The following is a 21,845-nucleotide window of genomic DNA, read 5'->3' on the forward strand; positions in this document are numbered from 1 at the left end:
GTTCCGCTGGATGACGGCGCGCGACCGATCTTAGGCGCGGCCTCACGCGGGCGTATTCTGGCGTACATCAATGGATTCGTTGATCCTGTCGATTATCGCAATCAGCTGGTGACCGTTGTCGGGCCTATCACCGGCGTTGAAAAGGGCAAGATTGGCGAATCGTCCTATGATTTTGTGACCGTGAACGTCAACAGCTATAAACGCTGGCGGATCCAGCAACAGGTGGTCATGCCACCGCAACCTATCGGCCCTTGGGGCTGGGGCTACGGTGGTCCTTATGATTCCTGGGGGCGAGGGTTTGGGCCGGGCTTCGGGCCGGGATGGTATGACACGACACCTGCACGGGTCGAGAGTGTCGTTACTGAATAAAGCACTGCGGCGCAGGCCTCCGCCGCAGACATAACACTCAGACAAGATCGTTTTTAAGGCGGCTTAATTGCCGCCTTTTTCTTTTTTAGCCACGGACGGCGTGGAAATAGTGATATGCCTCTCAACCTCGACATTGTTTGAAACGCAACTGGTAAGCTGAGTTAAAATATTGTTAAAGACGTGATAAAACTCGTCGCATTGAGATGGCAACAGATTCAGGAGTAATACCTTGGAAAAGGTCTGGCTAAAACGTTATCCGGCAGATGTTCCTGAGAACATCGACCCCGATCGCTACAGCTCGCTGGTCGAGATGTTTGAGAACGCCACGTTGCGTTATGCCGACAGTCCGGCATTCATCAACATGGGCGAGGTGATGACTTTTCGAAAACTCGAAGAGCGCAGCCGGGCCTTTGCTGCCTACCTGCAAAACGAGCTGGGTTTGCAAAAGGGTGACCGCGTGGCGCTGATGATGCCGAATCTGCTGCAATACCCGATTGCCCTGTTTGGGGTGTTGCGCGCGGGCATGGTGGTGGTTAACGTCAATCCGCTTTATACCCCGCGCGAGCTGGAACATCAGCTCAATGACAGCGGCGCAAGTGCGATTGTCATTGTCTCCAATTTTGCTCATACGCTGGAAAAAGTGGTCTACAAAACGCAGGTGAAGCATGTGATCCTCACCCGTATGGGCGATCAGCTTTCTGCGGCCAAAGGCACGCTGGTGAATTTCGTCGTTAAATATATCAAACGCCTGGTGCCGAAATACCATCTGCCGAACGCGATCTCTTTCCGTACAGCATTGCAACGCGGACGCCGTCTGCAATACATCAAACCCGATGTGATTAATGACGATCTGGCGTTTCTGCAATACACCGGCGGTACCACGGGCGTGGCCAAAGGCGCGATGCTGACACACCGTAATATGCAGGCAAATCTGGAGCAGGCGAAAGCGGCCTATGCGCCTCTGTTGCGTCCCGGCCAGGAGCTGGTGGTGACGGCGCTGCCGCTTTACCACATCTTCGCACTGACCGTAAACTGCCTGCTTTTCCTCGAAATGGGCGGGCGCAGCTTGCTGATCACCAACCCGCGCGATGTGCCGGGAATGGTGAAAGAGCTGGCGAAATATCCGTTTACCGCCATCAGTGGCGTGAATACGTTATTTAATGCAATGCTGAATAACGAAGATTTCCGCGAGCTGGATTTCTCGACGCTGCGCCTTTCTGTGGGCGGCGGAATGTCCGTGCAGAAATCTGTGGCGGATAAATGGGAAAAACTCACCGGCAAGCATCTGCTGGAAGGCTACGGTCTGACCGAATGTTCGCCACTGGTGGCGGGAAATCCGTACGATCTGAAGCACTACAGCGGCAGCATCGGTATACCGGTGCCCTCCACAGAAATACGTCTGGTCGATGACAACGGTCAGGACGTCGCACCCGGAGAGCCGGGTGAGTTGCTGGTTCGTGGCCCGCAGGTGATGCTCGGTTACTGGCAACGGCCTTCCGCCACCGATGAGGTGCTAAAAGATGGCTGGTTATCGACGGGCGATATCGTTACAGTGGACGAGCAGGGTTTTATCAGGATTGTCGATCGTAAAAAAGACATGATTCTGGTTTCAGGTTTCAATGTCTACCCTAACGAAATTGAAGAGGTGGTTTCACAACATGACAAGGTTCTGGAGGTCGCTGCTATTGGCGTACCTAATGACGCGTCCGGTGAAATCGTCAAAATTTGCGTGGTGAAGAAAGACCCGTCACTGACCAGCGAAGAACTCCTGGCGCATTGCCGCCGGTTATTAACCGGTTACAAAGTACCGAAGATAGTTGAGTTTCGCGATGAATTACCGAAGTCTAATGTCGGAAAAATTCTCCGACGCGAGCTTCGTGATGAACAGACTAAACCGAAAGCCGACCCCAAACAGGACGCTGCATAACGGTTAGCATGCCACTCAGTGATGGTCAGACTCCAAACGCCGGCGATGTCCGGCGTTGTCACGTTATAACGCAGTTATGATTAAGAGAAATAAGATTTGAATTATCAGTTAATTACCACCAATGACGCGCTGGAGCAGGTTTGCCTCCAGGCGAAAGCGCACAGTAAAATCGCGCTGGATACCGAATTTGTCCGCACCCGCACCTATTATCCGCAACTGGGTCTGATCCAGTTATTCGACGGCGAGAAGCTGACGCTGATCGACCCGTTACCGATCACGGCCTGGCAGCCTTTTATCGATCTGCTGACCAATCCTGATGTGGTGAAATTCCTGCACGCCGGCAGCGAAGATCTGGAAGTGTTTCTCAACGCCTTTGGCGTGATGCCGACACCTCTGATTGATACGCAGATCCTGGCGGCCTTCAGCGGGCGTCCGCTGTCCTGCGGTTTTGCACGTCTGGTAGCGGAAACGACCGGCGTTGAGCTGGATAAAAGTGAATCCCGCACCGACTGGATCGCCCGTCCGCTGAGCGAAAAACAGTGCGTCTACGCTGCCGCTGACGTGTGGTATCTATTACCGCTTGCTGACCAGTTGATGAAAGAAACCGAAGAAGCCGGGTGGATGGATGCTGCGCTGGATGAATGTCTGGCGCTGTGCCGCCGACGTAAAGAGGTGCTGCAACCGGAACTGGCATATCTGGAGATCACCAATGCATTCCAGTTGCGCCCGCGTCAGTTGGGTTGTCTGAAACTGCTGGCGGCATGGCGTCTTAACCAGGCCCGTCAGCGTGACCTGGCGGTTAACTTCGTGGTACGTGAAGAGAATCTGTGGCAGGTCGCGCGCTATCAGCCTGGTTCACTGGGTGAGCTTGAGTCCCTGGGCTTGAGCGGCCCGGAAATCCGCTATCATGGGCGCACGCTGCTGGCGCTGGTGGAAGAGTCGAATGCGCTGGATGAGTCTGAATTGCCTGCGCCGATCCAGAACCTGATTGATCAGTCGGGCTATCGCAAAGTCTTCAAAGACATTAAAGCGCTTATCCAGACCGTCAGCGAAGAGAGCGGCCTGAGTGTTGAACTTCTGGCGTCGCGTCGTCAGATAAATCAATTACTGAGCAGCCACTGGCAGTTAAAAACCAAAGAATCCCAGCCTGAATTAATCAGCGGCTGGCGCGGTAAACTGTTAGGCGAAAGGCTGGCGGAAATACTGAAAGATTACTGAGTCATCATTCCCGTAAGGGTAATTAAATTCAGTTGATGAATAAAAAGGGCGGAATTAATTTCGTCCTTTTTTTATTTGTGCATTTTATTTCCGCAAACGCCGGAATAATGGACAGGGAAGTACAACTTAGAATAGGGGCATTAAGCCACAGTAAAGGGAATATCAGCCAGGCTAAATGGGATGAGTCTTAATAGAAGATCGTCAGAAAAACAGAAATAAAGCAGGGTAAAACGGAAAGCGTGTTTATTTAAACAGTGGGTGGTTATACAGTGTTTAACGAATAACGTCATGTTCAGGTAACCCCCTGAGCGAGCAGGGGGACATTAACCTGGTAAATACACCGTAATAACCTGCAACTCAACTGCTGTCATTTAGGCGTTTCTTCCGATTCAGGCAAGGTGACGTTCAGCTCAAGCACTGAAATATCATCCCCTTTTTGCTCAAACTGAACCTGCAACATCTCCGGATCGATCTTAATGTATTTACAGATCACCGCCAAAATATCACGTTTCAGATCAGGCAAATAGGAGGGTTCGCTGTCCCCCCTGCGTCGCTCTGCTACGATGATTTGTAGCCGTTCCTTGGCTATATTGGCTGTCGGCTTTTTACGGGACAGAAAGAAATCTAACAAGGCCATGGTTTATCCCCCAAAAAGGCGTTTCAGGAAACTCTTCTTCTCTTCCTCAATAAAACGGAACGCACGTTCTTCACCAAGCAAACGGCTGACGGTGTCATCGTACGCTTTGCCTGCATCGGATTCCTGATCCAGAATCACCGGCTCGCCCTGGTTGGACGCGCGCAGCACTGACTGGTCTTCAGGGATCACACCCAACAGTGGAATACGCAGAATTTCCAGCACGTCTTCCATGCTCAGCATATCGCCACGGCTTACGCGACCCGGGTTATAACGAGTGAGAAGCAGATGTTCTTTGATAGGCTCTAAGCCTTTCTCCGCACGACGGGATTTAGACGATAAAATGCCCAAAATGCGGTCTGAGTCACGAACGGAAGAGACTTCAGGGTTGGTGGTGATGATCGCTTCATCGGCAAAATACAGCGCCATCAGCGCGCCGGTTTCGATGCCCGCAGGGGAATCGCACACCACGAAGTCAAATTGCATTTCGTTTAAATCATTGAGGATTTTTTCGACGCCTTCGTGCGTCAGCGCGTCTTTATCACGCGTTTGAGAAGCCGGAAGAATGAACAGGTTATCGGTGCGCTTATCTTTAATCAGCGCCTGATTCAGCGTGGCATCGCCCTGGATAACGTTAACGAAGTCATACACCACGCGGCGTTCACAGCCCATGATCAGATCCAGGTTACGCAAACCAATATCGAAATCGATAACAACAGTCTTCTTGCCTTTTTGAGCTAAACCGGTAGCGATGGCCGCGCTTGAAGTGGTCTTGCCAACGCCCCCTTTACCCGATGTAACAACTATGATGCGTGCCATGAATGGATTCCTTGTCAAAAGGGCTTAGTTTAAAGGTTGTATGGTTAACACGTTATTTATCAGGCTGAGGCGCGCGGCCTGACCGAGATAGTCGGCCGGGATTTGATCACTCAACCAGTACTGCCCTGCGATAGAAACCAGCTCAGCGCCCAGCAGTGTGCAAAAAATCTGACAATTTGCATCCCCTGCGGCCCCTGCCAGTGCTCTTCCTCGCATCATGCCGTAGATGTGGATATTGCCATCGGCAATCAGTTCCGCACCTGCGCTGACGCTGCTCGTCACAATGAGGTCGCTGTTACGGGCATAAATCTGTTGGCCGGATCTGACCGGCGTACTGACAATGCGGGTTTTAGCCGGGGCATTATCGGGTACGACAGGGACGGGCGGCTCGGCGGCGATACGCTGTGCACGGCCTTCACTCAGCAGCGGTAAACCGGTGCGGGAAAGTGCGCGTTTTTGCTTTTCGTCTTTGCAACCACTGATGCCAACAACGCGAAAGCCTGCAGAAGCGACAGCCTGTTGAATGTCTTTCCAGTTTGCGTCACCACTGAGTGATGCAACGTTGATAACAACAGGGGCATTTTTCAAAAAGGCCGGAGCTTGCTCCACTTTTTCCTGTAATGCCTGGTAAATAACCTCAGGTTGTGAACTATGTAAATGAACAACCGATAAGGTAAAACTGCTGCCTTTTAGTTCTATTGGCGATTGTGACATCTATCCTGACTCAGTCTCAGCAACTCTAAATCCCCGGAATACCACTCGGGGGGCGATATTCCGATGTACATTAAGCATGGTATAGTTACAGTTATATCTCCGCAAGCCGCCGTTTCAATTAAATAGAGTTAAAAAAATGTTTTGTGTGATCTATAGAAGTACTAAACGCGACCGGACTTATCTGTATGTCGAAAAAAAAGACGATTTCTCTCGCGTGCCTGAAGAATTACTTAAAGGTTTTGGCGTGCCACAGTTCTCAATGATGCTCAATCTGGCGAACCGCGAAAAATTGGCCACGGCTGATATTGCCAAAGTCCGTCAGGCACTCGAAGAACAAGGTTATTATTTGCAAGTGCCACCACCGGTTGAAAGTTTATTGAACATGCACCTCAGCGACAGCAATAAATAATCCTTTCCTGACATTAGTTTCGGCATTTCCCGAACTTTCGGACCTCATAACTTGCATTCATCGTTGTAGTATCTAAAGCTTACAGCGATGAATCATTTTTAGAATGTCAAAAGGAAGAGTTTGATGAAATTGTCGGCACTGGCAGTATTAACGCCCCTGATTATCCTTAGCGGTTGCGCAGCGCAGAAAGCCACCTCCGGGCAACCCGCCACACAGCCAGCGGCTGCCGCTCAGGCACCCGCATCAACGCCGCCAGCCGCCCCTGCCAAAACCTCACTGGCAGAACAGGGAAGGGATCCGGCAGAATTTCCGGCTTACGTTGAACAACTGAAAGCCCAGGCGCTGGCGCAAGGCATCAGCCAGCAAACCCTCGACAGCACCTTCGCCAATATCCATTTCGTGGATCGCGTCATCAATTCGGACCGTAATCAGCTGGAAAAGAAAATTACCCTCGACGATTACCTGACCCGCGTTCTGCCTGAGTGGAAAATCAAAGCCGCACAGGAGCAGTATCAGAACAACCTGCCAGCACTGAAACAGGCAAGCGCGCGCTACGGCGTGCAGCCTCAGTACATTGTGGCGCTGTGGGGAATGGAAAGCAGCTTCGGGAAGATCCAGGGTAAAGAGGACGTGTTCTCTGCGCTGGCGACGCTGGCCTTTGAGGGGCGCCGCGAAGCCTTCTTCACCAAAGAGTTTATGTCAGCGCTTAAAATCGTCGACTCCGGTCACGCCACCAGCGACATGATGAAAGGCTCCTGGGCAGGCGCGATGGGGCAGTCGCAGTTCATGCCAAGTTCTTATCTGAACTACGGCGCTGACGGCAATGGCGACGGCAAAATCGATATCTGGAAAAATACCGACGACGTCTTTGCTTCTACCGCGAACTACTTATCAAAAGAAGGCTGGAAGAATAATCAGGGATGGGGTCAGGAAGTCAAACTTCCGGCTAACTTTGATGCCAGCCTGGCGGGTCTGAAAAACAACCAGATGCATCCGGCCAGTTACTGGCAGCAGCAGGGCATTACGCAGGCAGACGGCAGCCCGCTGGCTTCCACCGCCACGCGCGCATGGGTGATTACGCCGGATGATGTGCAGGGCCGCGCGTTCCTGGTTTACGATAATTTCCGCACCATCATGCACTGGAACCGCTCAACCTATTTTGCACTGAGCATCGGCATGATGGCTGACGGCATTATGGGCGCGCAGACACAGGCACCGGTAGCCTCCGGCGAGCTGGCACCTGCGCCTTCAGCGCCGTCCGCCCCACTGGCACCTGCGCCGCATAATCCGTTCAGCGGCTAAGGCTTTTTACCAAGGAGTCACGTTATGTACCAACACAGAGACTGGCAGGGCGCATTACTGGATTTTCCGGTGAACAAGGTGGTGTGTGTCGGCAATAACTACGCCGATCATATTAAAGAGATGGGCAGTCAGGTGTCTGCGGAGCCGGTGGTGTTTATCAAACCGGAAACGGCGCTGTGCGATATCCGCCAGCCCATCGCGCTGCCCACAGGTCTGGGTTCGGTACATCACGAAATCGAACTGGCGGTGCTTATCGGCACGCCGTTGAAACAGGCGACGCCAGACAGGGTGGCCAACGCCATTGCCGGATACGGCCTTGCGCTTGATCTGACGCTGCGCGATTTGCAGAGCCAGTTCAAAGCCGCCGGTCAGCCGTGGGAAAAGGCCAAAGGTTTCGATGGTGCCTGCCCGATGAGCGGTTTTATTCCGGTGAGTGAGTTTGGTGATGCGCAACAGGCGGAGCTGCGCCTGTTGATTAACGGCGAACTGCGTCAGGAGGGGAACACGCGCGATATGCTGACGCCTATCCTGCCGCTGATCGCCTACATGAGCCGTTTCTTCACCCTGCGCGCCGGTGACATTATTTTGACCGGTACGCCGCATGGCGTTGGCCCGTTAAAAGCGGGGGATGAAATCTGCGCTACACTGAACGGTAAGGACGTCACCACCCGCGTGATCTGAGATAATTTTCCTCTGCGCCGGAGTGCGTTTCCGGCGGCTTTGCTTGCATCTGCGGCGCAAAGCGTCTATATAAGCACCCTCATTTTACTTCTACCGGATGCACACTATGACTGAACCCGCTTTTTGGCAGCAAAAGACGCTGCCTGAAATGACTAACGAAGAATGGGAAGCATTGTGCGACGGTTGCGGGCAATGCTGTCTACACAAGCTGATAGATGAAGACACGGATGAAATCTATTTCACCAACGTCGCCTGTAATCAGCTGAACATCAAATCCTGTCAGTGCCGCAACTACGAGCGTCGTTTTACGCTTGAAGAAGACTGCATCAAACTGACCCGCGAAAACCTGACCACCTTCGACTGGTTGCCGCCGACCTGCGCCTACCGTCTGATTGGCGAAGGTAAACCGCTGTTTCCGTGGCACCCGCTGCTGAACAAAGCCTCTAAATCCGCGATGCACACCGCGCAGATCTCCGTGCGTTATATCGCTGTACGCGAAGATGACGTGGAAGACTGGCAGGATCACATCCTGAACAAACCAAGCTGGGCGAAGTAACTGTCTGAAGTAACTGTCTGAAGTGAACTGCTGATGGAAAGCGATGCGGCAGGCCGCCGCATCACTGTGCCGTCACATGGCTGACGACGATCCCACAAAGATGATGGCAATCACGAACGACACCACCGCCAGAGCCGATAACAGGCAATTGCCGGGCGTCAGGAACTTGCTGTTAGTCTTGCTTCTGTGATTTCGGAACAATATGACGATCATCACTATCCCAATCAGGACAAACACTGCGGCACCGGTGTAACTGGCAACTGGAGTCATGGTTGTTTCCTCATTCTCAGCTAAACCTTAATGATAGCCTATGTGAGTCAATTCATTAGGATTTGGCATATTTCCCCGATTATTGTGCCAGCCTGCGCGCCTCCCATTGTTCCGGGGTGAGGGTTTTTACATCGAACTGCTCCCGCGTTCTGCAATAGGTGTTGCCGCCCATGCGACCGACCGCATCCATCAGTTGCTGGTCGATGTGTAAATTCTCCGGGTTCACGGCATCGCTGCGCACATAAACCCCCACCACTTCGCCCAGAATAATTTCACGGGCGGCGCCCACCTGCAAAATGGTATGTCGCCGACACTCCAGCGCGGCCGGTGCGGCGAGAATACGCGGGCTGCGCACCCGTTCACCGGGCGTTGTCTCAAGCCCCGCCTCATCAAGTTCATTGACCTGCGGACCAAATTTGATAGCACAGATTTCCATCTGGCTGACCAGCGCATCGTCGACTATGTGCACGGTAAACTCACCGGTTTCACGAATATTGCGCGCCGTGTCTTTAAAGCGCATGTCGGCATAATTCTCCACGCCAATCGCAACAATTGCCGGATCGTGAGTGAGTACATTGAAAAAACTGAAGGGTCCTGCATTCGGAATGCCGTCTGTACTCAGGGTCGTCACCAGCGCCACAGGGCGGGGGATCACGGTGCCGATCAAAATTTTGTAGCGTTCCCTCTCAGTCAGCGTCGCAAAATCAAAATAGGTATGGGATGTCTTGCTGTTCATCTCAGGCTCCGGTTTTTATGCGATGTGTCTCAAGCGGGGTATGACGGCTGAGGTTCTCAAACCCGTCCCGGGTGACGACGTAGCAATCGCCGATATTACATCCGGCGGACAGCGGTTCCAGCCATTGGGCGTGCAGCACAAACACCATGCCTTCTTCCAGGCGATCGTAGTTATGAGATGAAATATTAAAACTGTTTTGCGCGCCCGCCATGCCAACGGAATGGCCGAGATTAGGATTGTGCGGACCGTGCGTCGCCGGATAAACGTGCATCAGGGTCCGACCCTGCGCTTCCCAGTCGATATCGCGCACATACTGACGCGGAATAAGTCTTGCGGAACCGTCTGACTCCGGCGACCAGTTGTAAGGCATGGTGCGCGCTTCCGGTGACGTCAGCATGCCGCGCTCTATCATCGGGCCAAACGCGGCATTGTTAATATCCCGCATCAGTGCGCCGGGTTTTATCAGTTGCTCGGCACGCTTAACGCCTTGTGTGCAGGCGGCCAGCACTTCTTCCTGGCGCGAGGTGATCTCGCCGACGGCGATCATACGCGCCGTCTGCGCGGTATATCCCCGCCAGGTGACGTTCGAAATGTACAGATTAATCAGATCACCGGGACGGACGACGTGGCCGTAAGGTTTCCCGCAGTGCGTACCAAATTCATTAATACCAATCTGATACCCGTCGCCGGTTTCGCCGCCAAAAGCCATTTGCGCTGCGGTAAACGCGGCGAAGATTTCGTGATCGGTCACGCCGGGTCTGGCGACGTGATAAGCCGCCTGAGTGCCGATGCTGATCAACTGCGCCGCGGCGCGGAACATCTCAATTTCACGCGGTGACCTGACTTTTTGCAGCCGATCGAGAATGCCGTTATCGGCAACGAACTGACAGCCGGGTAACCGCGCGCTGAGTGCGGCCCAAAAGGTGAGGGAGGTCCGGTCGCCGATCCTGCCAATTTGTGCATTCTTCATGCCCAGCCGTGAAAGGATGTCTGCGCACTTTTCTGCCGTGTTTAACACCGCATCGCCAGGGCGATCGGCATACTCGCGGCCCACCGGACCAATCTGCCAGATATCTTCCACCAGCAGAGGCTCACCGCCCGGCGGCAGCAGTACCGACTGGGTGAAAAATGACAGCAGGGTCAGTGGTTTATCTGAATCCGTCGGGATAATCAGGACCCCTTCGCGCATCCAGTCGCAAATGTAGCGCAGGTAGGCATTAGAGGCATGGAACCAGCCCACGCTGCCGGCATGAACGACGATCGCGTCGTGCCCGGCCTCTACGGCCTGACGTCTGATTTTGCGCAGGCGCTCCTCAAACTCCTCCAGCGGAAGAGGTAACGGGGCGGAGAAGTCGAAATCTGGCTCGAAACCGGCCAGCAACGACCCGATGCGATAGCCAGCGGCAGGTGTCGCACGAGTATTCATAGGGTGTTCCTTTCAAAAAAGATCATGGAAATGGCGTGTTAAGGCTGTCGCGCAGGGGTCAGCACCCGCCGGGCAACGAGCAAGCCAAGCAATGTCACGGCGATTAATATTCCAGACATTGCCGCCACGCGGACGTCGAGTGATTCTTCGATAAGCGCAAACATGCGCAACGGCAGAACGGTGGTGCGCGCGTCAGCCAGGAAAAGTGACACTGTGACGTTATCCAGCGACTGGATAAACACCAAAAAGGCACCGGCCAGGATGCCCGGCGTCAGCAGCGGCAGCGTGACGCGTCGCAGCGTCATAAACCAGCTGGCGCCCAGGGTTGTCGAGGCTTCGGCAAGCGACGGATTCATGCCCTGCGCAACCACCGACACCGCGCGGTACATCAGCGGCCCGAACACCACCACGTGCCCGGTCACGGTCAGCCAGAGAGAAGGCGGGAAGCCGATAAAATTGGCGACGATCAACGCTGCCAGCCCGTAAACCAGGCTTGGCAGAACCAGCGGTGCCAGCAGCAAAGGCTCGAGCGTATTGACGCTGCGGCGCTTCATGCGGGTCATACCGATGGTGGCAGGCACCGCAAACAGCAGTGCGCCAGCCACCGCCAGACCGGCAATTTTCAGCGAGTTCCAGGCTGCAATGTGCTCCGTTGCCGATTTCACCGGGTCCAGCAGCGCTTCATACCAGCGCAGGGAAAAGCCCTGCGGCGGATACTTAAGGGTCTGCCCCGAGGTGAACGACATCATCAGGGCGATCACGATCGGCGCCACCAGATAGATGACGCACAGCGTGCCAAAGCCGAAAACAAAAATCTTATACAGCAAAGACGGAAGCGGGTTCTCGCGATGTTTATGCATGGCCGACCAGTCTCCTGTGGCGTGAAATCATGGTCAGTGCGACCAGCAGACAACCGGTGGTCAGCAGCAGCACCACGGCAATGGCGGAGGCCAGCGGCCAGTTGAACAGCGTCCCCACTTCGCGGTAAATCAGCTGCGGCACGTACACGTTACGCGCGCCGCCGATCACCGCCTGAGTCACGAACGAACTGCTGGTGCTGGCGAACACCAGGATCCAGCCCGCCAGCAGCCCCGGCAGCATCAGTGGCACCAGCAGGGTAAACAGAATGCGCCAGGAACCGGCGCCGGAAACCTGAGCGGCTTCCGTCAGCTGATAAGGCGTGCGCGAAAGCACGGCAATCAGCGGCAGGATGATCAGCGGTAAATCAATCTGGCACATCGCCATCACCAGCCCGAGCTCGGTGAACATCAGGCTGGTGGGCACGTCGGTAATGCCCAGTGAGAACAGCGTCTGGCTGATCGGCCCCTGACGCCCGAGAATGACTATCCAGGCAAAGGTGCGGACCACGTTGCTGGTCAGCATGGGAATGAGCGTCAGAAAGACGATCGCCTGGCGCACATTCTTGCCGCTGTGCCAGTAAAGCAGAGCCACGGGAACGCCGAGCAAGGTGGTGCCGATCACCGTTTCGATGCCAAGACGGGCCGTGTTAATCAGAACGCGAAAATTAAAGGCGTCGCCGAAAAACTGGCCGTAGTGGCTGAGGGTCATGCCACCGGCACCGGCGAAACTGTATCCGACCAGTACCGCCAGCGGCGTGGCGAAAAACACCACCGAAAGTACCAGCATCGGTATCACATAGGGAAAGCCGCTCTGCTTCATGTTTTCACCTTAGCCCGCCACAAGCGTATCGAACTGGCGGATCCAGCTGTCACGGTTTTTATTGATGGCCGCCCAGTCCGGGTAGACCAGCGTTTTGATCTGATCACGCGTCAGGTACGCGGCAATCGCCGGGGTCAGCGCCACCGTCCGGTTGGTCGGGAACATGTCGGTGGGCGGTTGCATCAGTTGCTGCTGAACGCTCTGTGAAATGGCCGCGTCCATATAGGCGTAGGCCGCATCCAGGTTCGCGGCGCCTTTGGTCAGATGAATATTGACCGGTGCCGCCGGAGAGCCGGTTTCGGGATGCACAAACTCGGCATTCATTCCCAGACTTTTCAGGCGGGCAACGTTGTTGGTGCTGCACATGAAGACCGCGATCTCTCCCTGCTGAAATAGCGTCATCTGATGGTTGGTGCTGTCGACGATCGCCTTAAGTTGCTCAGGGTGCTTTTTGAACAGATCGAACACTGCCTGCATGTCCTGCGCGCCGGAACCAAAGATTTTCGCGATCTCGGTATACGCCATGACGGCAGTGTTTGACTCAAAACCAGTCCATGACACCAGCCCTTTGTAAGCCGGATTTTCAAACAGATCCCGGTAACCTTTGGGGCGCGGAACCAGATCGGGATTGTAGGCAATGCCATTGACTTCAATGGTCACCGTCGGGCCGTATTCCCCCTGAAATGACGGGTCGAGCAAGGCCCAGTTTTTCAGGCGGGCAGGGTCAATCTTCTGGATCAGGTCTTTTTCAACGGCAATCGTTGTTTGCCCCGGCGACATCAGCAACGTGTCATAAGGCGGGCGGCCCGGGCTTGCCAGGGTTTTTGCCAGTTGGTCCTGTGCCATGACCGGCGCGATGGTCAGTCCGTAGCCCTCTTTTTGCAGCACCGGTGTAATTACGGTGCGGTAGGCGTCTTCCCAGTTACCGGGAAAGGTTGCTGCCACGGCGCTGCTTTTGCTGGCAGCCGCGGCGCGCAGAGAAAAGGGCATCATTGTCGATGCCGCTACTCCCGCCACAAGATAACCGAACCGGCGACGACTTATTTCAAAGTCCTTCATTGTCTCTACCTCTGATAGTCAGTGATTAACGTGTGAATTCCGGCTCAGCCGGAAAAGCGTGGCACCGTGCGGTGTCGATCTCGGCAAAAAGCTGTGCGCCCGGTGGCGGGATCCGGGTGGACGGGCCTCTGAGTTCCGACGCCCGCAGACGGGTGCCATCCTCAAAGGCCAGGTCATGCACCAGCGACGGCCCCAGCGGAACGGATACGGTCATCCGCACCGGCTGGGCACTGTCGCTGGGTTGGGTCGTGAGGCGAACTTCTTCCGGGCGGAAAGTGAGGGTCACCTTCGAACCCTGAGTGAAATTCAGACGGCGCGGCAGGCGCAGCGTCTTTTCATTGGCAAGGCTTATCAGCGTGGTGTTCTCGCCGAGGCTCGATACCGTGCCGTGCAGCATATTGGTTTGCCCGATAAAGGTGTTGACGAACAGCGTCTTAGGCGTGTCATACACCGCCATCGGCGTGTCGATTTGTTCCACTTCACCTTTGTTCATCAGCACCAGACGGTTAGCCAGACTCTGCGCTTCTTCCTGATCGTGGGTAACGATAAGCGTCGTGATGCCGAGCGTTTTTTGCAGATGCAGCAATTCCACCTGCAGATCAAAACGCAGCGCGCGATCCAGCGCACCAAAAGGCTCATCCAGCAGCAGCAGTGAAGGACGTCCGGCAATGGCGCGTGCCACCGCGACACGCTGCTGTTGCCCGCCGGAAAGTTCGCGGGGCAGGCGGTTACCAAAATCACTGAGTCTCACCAGCGCCAGCATTTCCTCCACGCGCTGTTTGCGTTCCGCCCGCGAAACTTGCTGGCAGGCCAGCGGGTAAGCGATGTTTTCGGCAACGGTGAGATGCGGGAATAACGCATAATTTTGAAACACCATCCCGATGCCGCGCGCTCTGGCCGAGACGACGCTGAGATCCTGCCCGCCCAGTTCAATGCGACCCGCTTTCGGCTGGATTAAACCGGCGATGGCCCGCAGTACCGTCGATTTACCGCAGCCACTCGGCCCGAGCAGCGCCACAATTTCTCCGGCTTCAATATTGAAGGAGACATTGTCGATTGCGTTTTTCCCGCCGTAGCTGTGAGTAAGACCCTGAACTTTCAGGCGTTTGGTTTCAGCGCTGTTTTGCATATCTGACATATTGCTTCCTGATCCTACGTCGCAGTCATGGACGGTTTTGGGTGGTGGTGCATGGAAAAGGAAAGAGCAAACGGCATGCCAGTATGAATTTTTAAGCAGAAAAGTTTTTTAATGCATTGAATATAAAGTGATATTTAATTTTTTAATATCCGAATATTAATAATCACAAACATAATACTAAATATTCGAATATTAGTTTTCAGTCTGTTTTCGCCATTTTGGTGCGATAAACGGGTCGTGATGGTGCAATAAACAAACAAAATGGGAGCGCCCTGATAACAGCGTTGTTTCCGGCCAAAAAGAGGAAAAGAATTAAAAACATTATTTTTCAGTGGTTTAGTAATTTATTTGAATTTTTCAGCATCACCGGAACCCGCTGCGTAAGTTGATCTTCAGTGGAGTGTTTGTGATTCGTACAAGTATACGAAAGTTTATAATAATATTAATTTCACCCTAAAGCCGCATTAAATCAGTGAGATGAACTTATGGTCCCGGCCTTTTTATCTTTGCTGGCATGACCCTTGCAGCGCATGACAGGTCGTTCCACACTGTTTAGGAGTTATGAATGAGACTGGGCATTGACGGGCTGAAATTACCCGAAGTGAAAAAACGCGGACCGCTGGCGAGTCTGGATCACGTAAAAGCGTTGGGGCTGGAGGGCATCTTCTTCAGTAGCGTTTTAGATATGAGCCCTGATCTCGACAGGGGATTGCTGCGTGATATCCGCGCAAAAGCTGATGAACTGGGGCTGTATCTGGAAAGCGGGCTGGGGAAAATTAACCCCTATTGCAGTGCTGAATCCCCCGAGCTGCGTGCGGCAGGAGGCGGGGACATTATCGCCGGGTTGATCAGGATGATGGAAGTCAGCGCCGAAAACGGCTGCCGGGAATTGTGGGTGTCGCCGGGCAATTTTAAACCTGCCTATCGCGGGCGGCTGGCCGTGGACCGCTTTCGGACAGATGTCACCTGGGACGAGCAATTGCTGGGCATCGAAAACGTGCTGCGAAAGCTCGCACCGGCGGCGCGTGCCTGTGGTGTTCATATGAATATCGAAACGCATGACGAAATCACCTCTTTCGAGATCTTACGTCTGATAGAAGCGGTGGGTGAGGACTGCGTGGGCGTGGTGCTGGATACCGCCAATATGCTGCAACGCGGTGAACATCCGCTGCTGGCCACGCAGCGACTGGCGCCTTATGTCCGTCAGACGCACATCAAAGACGCTTACGTGGGAAGAGCGCCGGGCGGTTTTGACTTCCAGCCGCGCCCGTGCGGTGAGGGCATCGTCGATTTTGCCGCGATACTGCCGGTTCTGGCGAAGGTCAACCCGACGCTGAATCTCTCGCTGGAAATCGCCCAGTCGACAGATGACAACCGCCGTCAGGCCAATCCGCGTCAGTGTATTCAGCTCGACGATCCGCTGTGGCGCGCCGGTCATCCGGATTTGTCGCCACATGAGCTTGAAGCGTATTTATCGATGGTGGACGCGTTTGAGCGGAGGGTGAAAGCCGGTGAAATCGCAGACTGGGAAACCTATGAAACCCTGAATTATGGCTACCCTGCCTATGAACAGCAATCTTACGGTTTCAGCGAGGCAGTGCATTTCATCAAAAAATCTGCACACCACATCCGCTCCCTGTGTACCGAAAAAGGGATCCCGTTGCAGGCGTCATAAAGCGGCTTGTGGCGGGCCGATCGCCACGCAATGCCACGGCAGCCGGTTGCACGTGGCTATTGTGTATTGGCGAATCAATATTATTATCGAGATAATTACAACATCATCAGTTACTGCGAATTTATCCCAGAAGAGGTCAGATGTGGAAAAGACAACCCGCAAACCGCGCGTACCGGTTCGCAAAGCCGCAACATCGGCCAAAAAACCGGTGACCCAGTCGGACAGCAATGACGATGTGTCCGAACGTATTCGCGCCACGCTGGCGGCGGCGATCGGCGAGGGCGCGCTGACCCCCGGCACCAAAATACTTGAAGAAGCGATTGCCGATCATTTCGGCGTCAGCCGCACCGTGGTGCGCGGCGCGCTGGGGGTGCTGGAAAGCGATCATCTTCTGGAGCGCAAAAGGAACCGGGGCACCTTTGTGGCCGAACCGGGCATTGAAGAAGCCAAAAATCTGTTTGAGGCGCGCCGCAGAATTGAAGCGCTGTTGCTGGAATTCGTGATTGAGCGCGCGACGCCTGAACAGCTCAGCGCGCTGGAGAAACTGGCAGACGAAGAAGAGCACACCCATTCTCACGGCGATGAAAAATCCAAAACCGTGCTCTCCGGCAAGTTTCACATTGTGCTGGCAGAGCTGGCGGGAAATCCTGTGCTGACGGAAATGCTGGCGAAAATCGTAGCGCGGCTTTCGCTGGTGATGTCGCTGTATGAGGAAAAAAGAAAAGACGACTGCGGTGCGGATCATCACCGCATGATTGTGGCGGCGCTGAAAGAAAAAGATCTGAATAAAGCCCGGCAGTTGATGGACCACCATCTGGCCGATATCGAAGGGCGCGTGCGACTCACCGAGGGGCATGGCGACAGACACTCCTTCCTGTCGGTGCTGGAAAATTTCTCCTGAGCCTGATTGCTTTGCCTCTTCCCCCAATTGCACGCAAAAAAAAATCCGGAAACCTGAAGTCTCCGGATTTTTATCAGGGCCGGTTTCCCGGCCCTGAGGCGTAAGTTTTACGAATTACGGCTTATTACTTACGGCCAAGCAGTAAACCCAGCACAACACCAATGGCGCCTGCGGCGATAAGACCAGACAGCGGGTTATCTTTCACCTTGTCAGCCACGCCGGAGAGGGCTTCACTTGCCTGTCCGGACAACTTACGGGCAGCGCCTTCAATCTGGTGCTTTGGCGAGTCAACAAAGTTGCCGAATTGCTTCTGCGCTTCACCGGCAAATTCATTGGCTTTGTTTTCAACTTTATCAGCCAGACGGTTTGCGTCTTTGTTCAGGTCTTTATCGTAATCTTGTGATGACATCGTATTCTCCTTTGTTTGCAGACTTAAAGCGTAGTAGGGAATCTCTGTCCTTGCACTCACCGGGGCACATTCCGAGAATTTTCTGAACGCAGCCCGGATGCCAAACGTGTGAGCAAAACAGGGGCTGCGTGTGCAATCAAATGTTATGATTCAGTAACAGCATCCGGGCTGGTGCCGTTGAGCGTGTTCAGTGCTTCAGCATTCAGTTCCGGGTCGGCCTGATCAATTAAGCGTGTGGTCGAAATAATTGCCTGAAATTGCTCGAATAAAAGTGAAGCGTCGGATTTAATTGCGTCGTCGTCCGAGTCGAGCACGGAATTAATGGCTTTATTTACGCTCTCAATAATTTCCTGCGGACCGCCATTTTTACCCACCGTTAAAAACAGTGCGCTTAAAAGAAGTGACTGCGCTTCTACCTGTGCAGTCAGTTGTTTAGCGTCTGCTTCCATCCGGGAGATTTTGGCGATCATGCTTAATATAATGTTTTTCATTTTGTTATGGCTCCTACAGAGAGAGAAGTGTTACCCGCTCGTTATTTCTTCGCCTGGTTCAACGACTGTCTGTAATATTCAGATAATCAATAAGTTAATCATTTTTTGAAGAGTCTGTTTAGCGGGGCAGGAAAATCTTATTCCCGACACATCAGATTTCTCACAGCAGGCTAGCACATACTAAAACAGATAATCCACGACATGCATAAGGACAAGCGCTGCAGAAGCGCGAAATGTGAGTATTTCGGCATTTTCCTTGTTATTTTACTTGTATTCATTAACCTTGCATTGCCGCGTGTCAAAAGCGGAAAGATTGGCTTTTCTTAACAGTTTCCCCGCTGAATTAAATAAAATTAACGGCTTTTATCCCTCTGGATCCACGTGGATCCAGTACTGGTCGAATGTGTTCGCCAAAGGGTATAAGAATATTATTAGAAAAATTTCTGATTTTAAGAGTGTAACCATGCTGACCAATTTAAGTAACAATGAAGCAAAAAGGCATGCGGCGATCGATGCTCTTAAGGCAGATGACAGAGGCCGTGACGAGACGCTGCAAAAATACACCTTTCTTGCCTGTCGCTTGCTCAATGTGCCGATGTGTTTTGTGTCCGTTTTAGATGATGAAAAACAATTTGTTAAATCAGCCCAGAACGTTCCTTTTACTGAAACCAGCCTGAGCGATGCGTTTTGCGCACACACCATTCGCAGCGAACAAACCCTCATCTGCAACGATACGCTGCAGGATGAAACCTTTATGCATTACCGCCTGGTTCACGAAGCCCCCTATATCCGCTTCTACGGCGGATCCCCGCTGCGCACGCGTGAAGGAGTGATCGTCGGCACGCTGTGCGTGCTGGACAGTGAGGCGCGCGAGTTTACCCATGAGCAAATCGAAACGTTTGAGAAAATTGCCGAGCTGATGTCCGTGTTTCTGGAAACCTGGCATGCGGTCGGTTACGTCGATATTGTGACGTTGCTGCCTAACCGCCAGCGTTTGCTGCGGGATATGTCCTACCTCAACGGTGCGGACAGCACGCTGGTCATTATCGACTGTCTGGATATTGCCTTTGCCTATGAAGTTGCACGTTCCATGGGGATGGGCGCGGTGGAAAGCCTGCTGCAGGATATGGCGCTGCAACTGAAAGCCCGCCTGAAACTCGACGGGCTGTTATACGCAGTCGCCGTCGGGCGTTACGCCTTCTTCCTTAAAGACAGCGATACCCCTTGCCTGCAAACGATCAGTGAAAAGCTCACCGGCACACAGGCCAGCCTGAATAACCAGATCCCGCTTAATCTGGACATTCATATCGGTGATTCCGGTGAATTCTCCCCGCAGCTCAATCCGGCGGAAATACTGCGCAGGGCGGTCAGTGCTCTGCATGAGGCGATCAGTCAGAAGAAAAGGTTCATGACGTATGACGCCGACATCGATGATAAAAAACGCAATGATTTCCAGCTGCTGGCCGAGCTGAGAAAAGCGCTGCACGAGCGCAGCGGTTTATACCTGGTTTATCAGCCGAAAATCTCCCTCACCACCGGCGAGGTCACCGGCGCGGAAGCGCTTATCCGCTGGAAACACCCGTTGCTCGGCGAGATCATGCCGGGGCAGTTTATTCCGCTGGTGCAAAAAACCAGCCTGATGAGTGAGCTGACCGACTGGGTTATCGAGCACGCTATCCGGCAGCTCAGCCTGTGGGGCGACAAAAACCTGCGGGTGCCGGTGTCCATCAATCTGGCGGCCAGCGATTTCTCCCGCCCCGGTTTTGCCGATGCGCTGGAAGAGAAGATGCTCAGCCACACGTTGCCGCCGGCTTTACTCAGCGTGGAATGTCTGGAAACCGAGAAAATGCTCGAAAGCCCGGATGCGCTTTCCGGGCTCGAAATGCTCAAGCTGCGCGGGTTTAAGATTTCACTCGACGATTTCGGTTCGGGGTACAGCAACATCAACGTGCTGCGCAAAATTCCCATGGATACCATCAAACTCGACCGCTCCATTGTCGGCACCATTTCTACCGATCACGCCAGTCTGGTGATCGTCAGAAATGTCATCCGTCTGCTCAAACAGCTGGATTATGAAGTGCTGGCGGAAGGGGTGGAAAACGAGGAGACGGTGGATATTTTACGCGGGCTGGGGTGTGACGAAGTGCAGGGTTACTACTACTCCATGCCGCTCAACCCTGATCTGTTCGAACGCTGGTGTGAAGAGCGGGCGGCGGGATAAGCAAAAAAATGAGCGGCACGCAGGCCGCTCATGTTCAGATTAGTGCCGGGAACCGTCAGGCTCCCGGATGGTTTTTACCTTCTTCGATAAAATCCTCGTCAATCTCTTCAATGTTATCGCGATGATCGCGCCCGGAAAGAATATTCCAGCAGGCGATAAACAGCGCCGCAATCAGCGGGCCGATAACGAATCCGTTAATGCCGTACACTTCCATTCCGCCCAATGTACTGATCAGAATGAGATAGTCAGGCATTTTGGTGTCTTTGCCGACCAGCAGCGGACGGAGAATATTATCCACCAGACCAATGATCACCACGAAGAACACCACAATAAAGATGCCTTTCCACAGCATGCCGGAAGCAAAGAAATAGATGGCTGCCGGTACCCAGATGATCGCTGAACCCACGGCCGGAATGATGGACAGAAACGCCATCAGCGCGCCCCACAGCAGGCTTCCTTCCAGACCGGCGATGTAAAACGCAATCCCCCCCAGCGCACCCTGAACGATAGCCACCACCACCGTACCTTTTACCGTTGCGCGAGCCACGGCGGCGAACTTCATGAACAGATGGTGTTTCACGTAGCTCGACAGCGGCAGGGCAGCCAGCGTCAGGTTCACCAGATAAGCGCCGTCTTTGATCAGGAAGAACAGGATGTACAGCATGATGACGAAACCGAGCGCAAACCCGAAGGTGCTCTTACCGATAACGAAAACGCTGCCCGCCAGATACTGGCTCCCCTGCAATGCCACATCAGACAGCTTCTTCTGAATTTCAGTGGTGCTGTCCAGATCGTGATCGGACAGGAAATGGCGCGCCCAGCGAGGCAGATGATGAATCACATCCGCCAGGATCACCGGCAGCTGTGTTTCATTTCCCTGCAACTTGACGTACACCGCGTTGAACTCAATCGCCAGCGAGGAAATAATAATTGCCAGCGGGGTGAAGACGATAAGACAAATGATCAACACCGTGATCAGCGAAACCACGCCGTTGCGATCGCCGACGTACAGTTTGAGACGATTTTTTAATGGATTGAAAATCACTGCCAGAATAATCGCCCATAAAACGGAAGAGTAGTAAGGCCGTAAAACATCAAAAAAAGCCAACGTTACGATGACCAGAATCGTAAGAAAAAACCCCTTGGAAATACCTTTAACCACCATTTTAATTCCTTTGAATAATTCTGTTGCTCACGAAGCATAGAGTGC

Annotated in this window: 23 protein-coding genes; 10 read left to right on the forward strand and 13 right to left on the reverse strand. The window is 53.5% G+C overall.

Annotated elements, in window-relative coordinates; genetic code table 11:
* The 3 genes from ED901_RS04950 to rnd all read left to right on the forward strand — a co-directional run.
* Nucleotides 1-369, forward strand: a 369-nt coding sequence (locus ED901_RS04950; protein WP_122095121.1) for a Slp family lipoprotein, incomplete at its 5' end; no start/stop codon positions are given.
* 229 nt (nt 370-598) lie between these two features.
* Nucleotides 599-2,296 carry a long-chain-fatty-acid--CoA ligase FadD gene (gene fadD, locus ED901_RS04955; protein WP_056770052.1) on the forward strand — a complete coding sequence of 566 codons (1,698 nt, stop codon included), beginning with the start codon at nt 599-601 and terminating at the stop codon, nt 2,294-2,296.
* 96 nt (nt 2,297-2,392) lie between these two features.
* Nucleotides 2,393-3,514, forward strand: a complete 1,122-nt coding sequence (rnd, locus tag ED901_RS04960; protein ID WP_122095123.1) for a ribonuclease D — start codon at nt 2,393-2,395, stop codon at nt 3,512-3,514.
* Between the two features lie 367 nt (nt 3,515-3,881).
* Here rnd and minE read toward each other — a convergent pair whose 3' ends face one another.
* From minE to minC, 3 genes are read right to left on the reverse strand one after another with little or no spacing between them, the layout of a single operon-like run.
* The gene (minE, locus tag ED901_RS04965; protein WP_056770062.1) at nt 3,882-4,151 is read right to left on the reverse strand and encodes a cell division topological specificity factor MinE; all 270 of its coding nucleotides are present in this window, start codon (nt 4,149-4,151) and stop codon (nt 3,882-3,884) included.
* Between the two features lie 3 nt (nt 4,152-4,154).
* Complete coding sequence (gene minD / locus ED901_RS04970; RefSeq protein ID WP_056770068.1) at nt 4,155-4,967, reverse strand: septum site-determining protein MinD; 813 nt, start codon at nt 4,965-4,967, stop codon at nt 4,155-4,157.
* A 24-nt stretch (nt 4,968-4,991) separates the two neighbouring features.
* Nucleotides 4,992-5,681 (reverse strand): septum site-determining protein MinC, encoded by a 690-nt coding sequence (gene minC / locus ED901_RS04975; protein ID WP_056770072.1) that lies wholly within the window; start codon nt 5,679-5,681, stop codon nt 4,992-4,994.
* A gap of 136 nt (nt 5,682-5,817) precedes the next feature.
* Here minC and ED901_RS04980 point away from each other — a divergent pair, with 136 nt between their 5' ends.
* From ED901_RS04980 to ED901_RS04995, 4 genes are all read left to right on the forward strand, one after another.
* On the forward strand, nt 5,818-6,090 hold the full coding sequence (locus tag ED901_RS04980) for a YcgL domain-containing protein (protein WP_122095125.1): 273 nt from the start codon (nt 5,818-5,820) through the stop codon (nt 6,088-6,090).
* A 123-nt stretch (nt 6,091-6,213) separates the two neighbouring features.
* Nucleotides 6,214-7,392 carry a lytic transglycosylase domain-containing protein gene (locus tag ED901_RS04985; protein WP_056770078.1) on the forward strand — a complete coding sequence of 393 codons (1,179 nt, stop codon included), beginning with the start codon at nt 6,214-6,216 and terminating at the stop codon, nt 7,390-7,392.
* 24 nt (nt 7,393-7,416) lie between these two features.
* Entirely contained in the window at nt 7,417-8,073 is a 657-nt protein-coding gene (locus ED901_RS04990; RefSeq protein ID WP_122095126.1) for a fumarylacetoacetate hydrolase family protein, read from the forward strand.
* 106 nt (nt 8,074-8,179) lie between these two features.
* Complete coding sequence (locus tag ED901_RS04995; protein WP_056770089.1) at nt 8,180-8,629, forward strand: YcgN family cysteine cluster protein; 450 nt, start codon at nt 8,180-8,182, stop codon at nt 8,627-8,629.
* 72 nt (nt 8,630-8,701) lie between these two features.
* Here ED901_RS04995 and ED901_RS05000 read toward each other — a convergent pair whose 3' ends face one another.
* The 7 genes from ED901_RS05000 to ED901_RS05030 all read right to left on the reverse strand — a co-directional run bounded on the left by ED901_RS05000 (nt 8,702) and on the right by ED901_RS05030 (nt 14,938).
* Complete coding sequence (locus ED901_RS05000; RefSeq protein ID WP_056770092.1) at nt 8,702-8,899, reverse strand: hypothetical protein; 198 nt, start codon at nt 8,897-8,899, stop codon at nt 8,702-8,704.
* A gap of 79 nt (nt 8,900-8,978) precedes the next feature.
* The gene (locus tag ED901_RS05005; RefSeq protein ID WP_122095128.1) at nt 8,979-9,635 is read right to left on the reverse strand and encodes a flavin reductase family protein; all 657 of its coding nucleotides are present in this window, start codon (nt 9,633-9,635) and stop codon (nt 8,979-8,981) included.
* Nucleotide 9,636: 1 nt separating this feature from the next.
* On the reverse strand, nt 9,637-11,061 hold the full coding sequence (locus tag ED901_RS05010; RefSeq protein ID WP_122095131.1) for a Xaa-Pro peptidase family protein: 1,425 nt from the start codon (nt 11,059-11,061) through the stop codon (nt 9,637-9,639).
* 38 nt (nt 11,062-11,099) lie between these two features.
* Nucleotides 11,100-11,921 (reverse strand): ABC transporter permease, encoded by an 822-nt coding sequence (locus tag ED901_RS05015; protein WP_056770104.1) that lies wholly within the window; start codon nt 11,919-11,921, stop codon nt 11,100-11,102.
* Complete coding sequence (locus tag ED901_RS05020; RefSeq protein ID WP_056770107.1) at nt 11,914-12,741, reverse strand: ABC transporter permease; 828 nt, start codon at nt 12,739-12,741, stop codon at nt 11,914-11,916. Before ED901_RS05020 ends, ED901_RS05015 begins: the two co-directional genes overlap by 8 nt.
* A gap of 9 nt (nt 12,742-12,750) precedes the next feature.
* Nucleotides 12,751-13,800: a PotD/PotF family extracellular solute-binding protein gene (locus tag ED901_RS05025; protein WP_122095133.1), complete on the reverse strand. Its 1,050-nt coding sequence runs from the start codon at nt 13,798-13,800 to the stop codon at nt 12,751-12,753.
* Between the two features lie 25 nt (nt 13,801-13,825).
* Nucleotides 13,826-14,938 (reverse strand): ABC transporter ATP-binding protein, encoded by a 1,113-nt coding sequence (locus ED901_RS05030; protein ID WP_056770115.1) that lies wholly within the window; start codon nt 14,936-14,938, stop codon nt 13,826-13,828.
* 565 nt (nt 14,939-15,503) lie between these two features.
* On the opposite strand from ED901_RS05030, the gene ED901_RS05035 reads away from it, so the two are divergent.
* Together ED901_RS05035 and ED901_RS05040 are read left to right on the forward strand one after the other, a co-directional pair.
* Nucleotides 15,504-16,613, forward strand: a complete 1,110-nt coding sequence (locus ED901_RS05035) for a sugar phosphate isomerase/epimerase family protein (protein ID WP_122095135.1) — start codon at nt 15,504-15,506, stop codon at nt 16,611-16,613.
* Nucleotides 16,614-16,755: 142 nt separating this feature from the next.
* Nucleotides 16,756-17,514: a GntR family transcriptional regulator gene (locus ED901_RS05040; RefSeq protein WP_240993868.1), complete on the forward strand. Its 759-nt coding sequence runs from the start codon at nt 16,756-16,758 to the stop codon at nt 17,512-17,514.
* A gap of 124 nt (nt 17,515-17,638) precedes the next feature.
* On the opposite strand, the gene ED901_RS05045 is transcribed toward ED901_RS05040, so the two are convergent.
* The gene (locus ED901_RS05045; RefSeq protein WP_056770122.1) at nt 17,639-17,923 is read right to left on the reverse strand and encodes a YqjD family protein; all 285 of its coding nucleotides are present in this window, start codon (nt 17,921-17,923) and stop codon (nt 17,639-17,641) included.
* Between the two features lie 143 nt (nt 17,924-18,066).
* A complete protein-coding gene (iraP, locus tag ED901_RS05050; protein ID WP_056770126.1) occupies nt 18,067-18,414 on the reverse strand; it encodes an anti-adapter protein IraP in 348 nt (115 codons plus the stop codon).
* A 463-nt stretch (nt 18,415-18,877) separates the two neighbouring features.
* Between iraP and ED901_RS05055 the strand changes: the two genes are divergently transcribed.
* Nucleotides 18,878-20,635 carry an EAL domain-containing protein gene (locus ED901_RS05055; protein ID WP_122095137.1) on the forward strand — a complete coding sequence of 586 codons (1,758 nt, stop codon included), beginning with the start codon at nt 18,878-18,880 and terminating at the stop codon, nt 20,633-20,635.
* A gap of 55 nt (nt 20,636-20,690) precedes the next feature.
* On the opposite strand, the gene ED901_RS05060 is transcribed toward ED901_RS05055, so the two are convergent.
* Nucleotides 20,691-21,800, reverse strand: coding sequence for an AI-2E family transporter (locus tag ED901_RS05060; RefSeq protein ID WP_056770133.1), 1,110 nt, complete (start codon nt 21,798-21,800; stop codon nt 20,691-20,693).
* Between the last annotated feature and the right edge of the window lie 45 nt (nt 21,801-21,845).

The sequence above is a fragment of the Rahnella sp. Larv3_ips genome, assembly GCF_003697865.1.
In the GTDB taxonomy this organism is placed as follows: Bacteria; Pseudomonadota; Gammaproteobacteria; order Enterobacterales; family Enterobacteriaceae; genus Rahnella; species Rahnella rivi.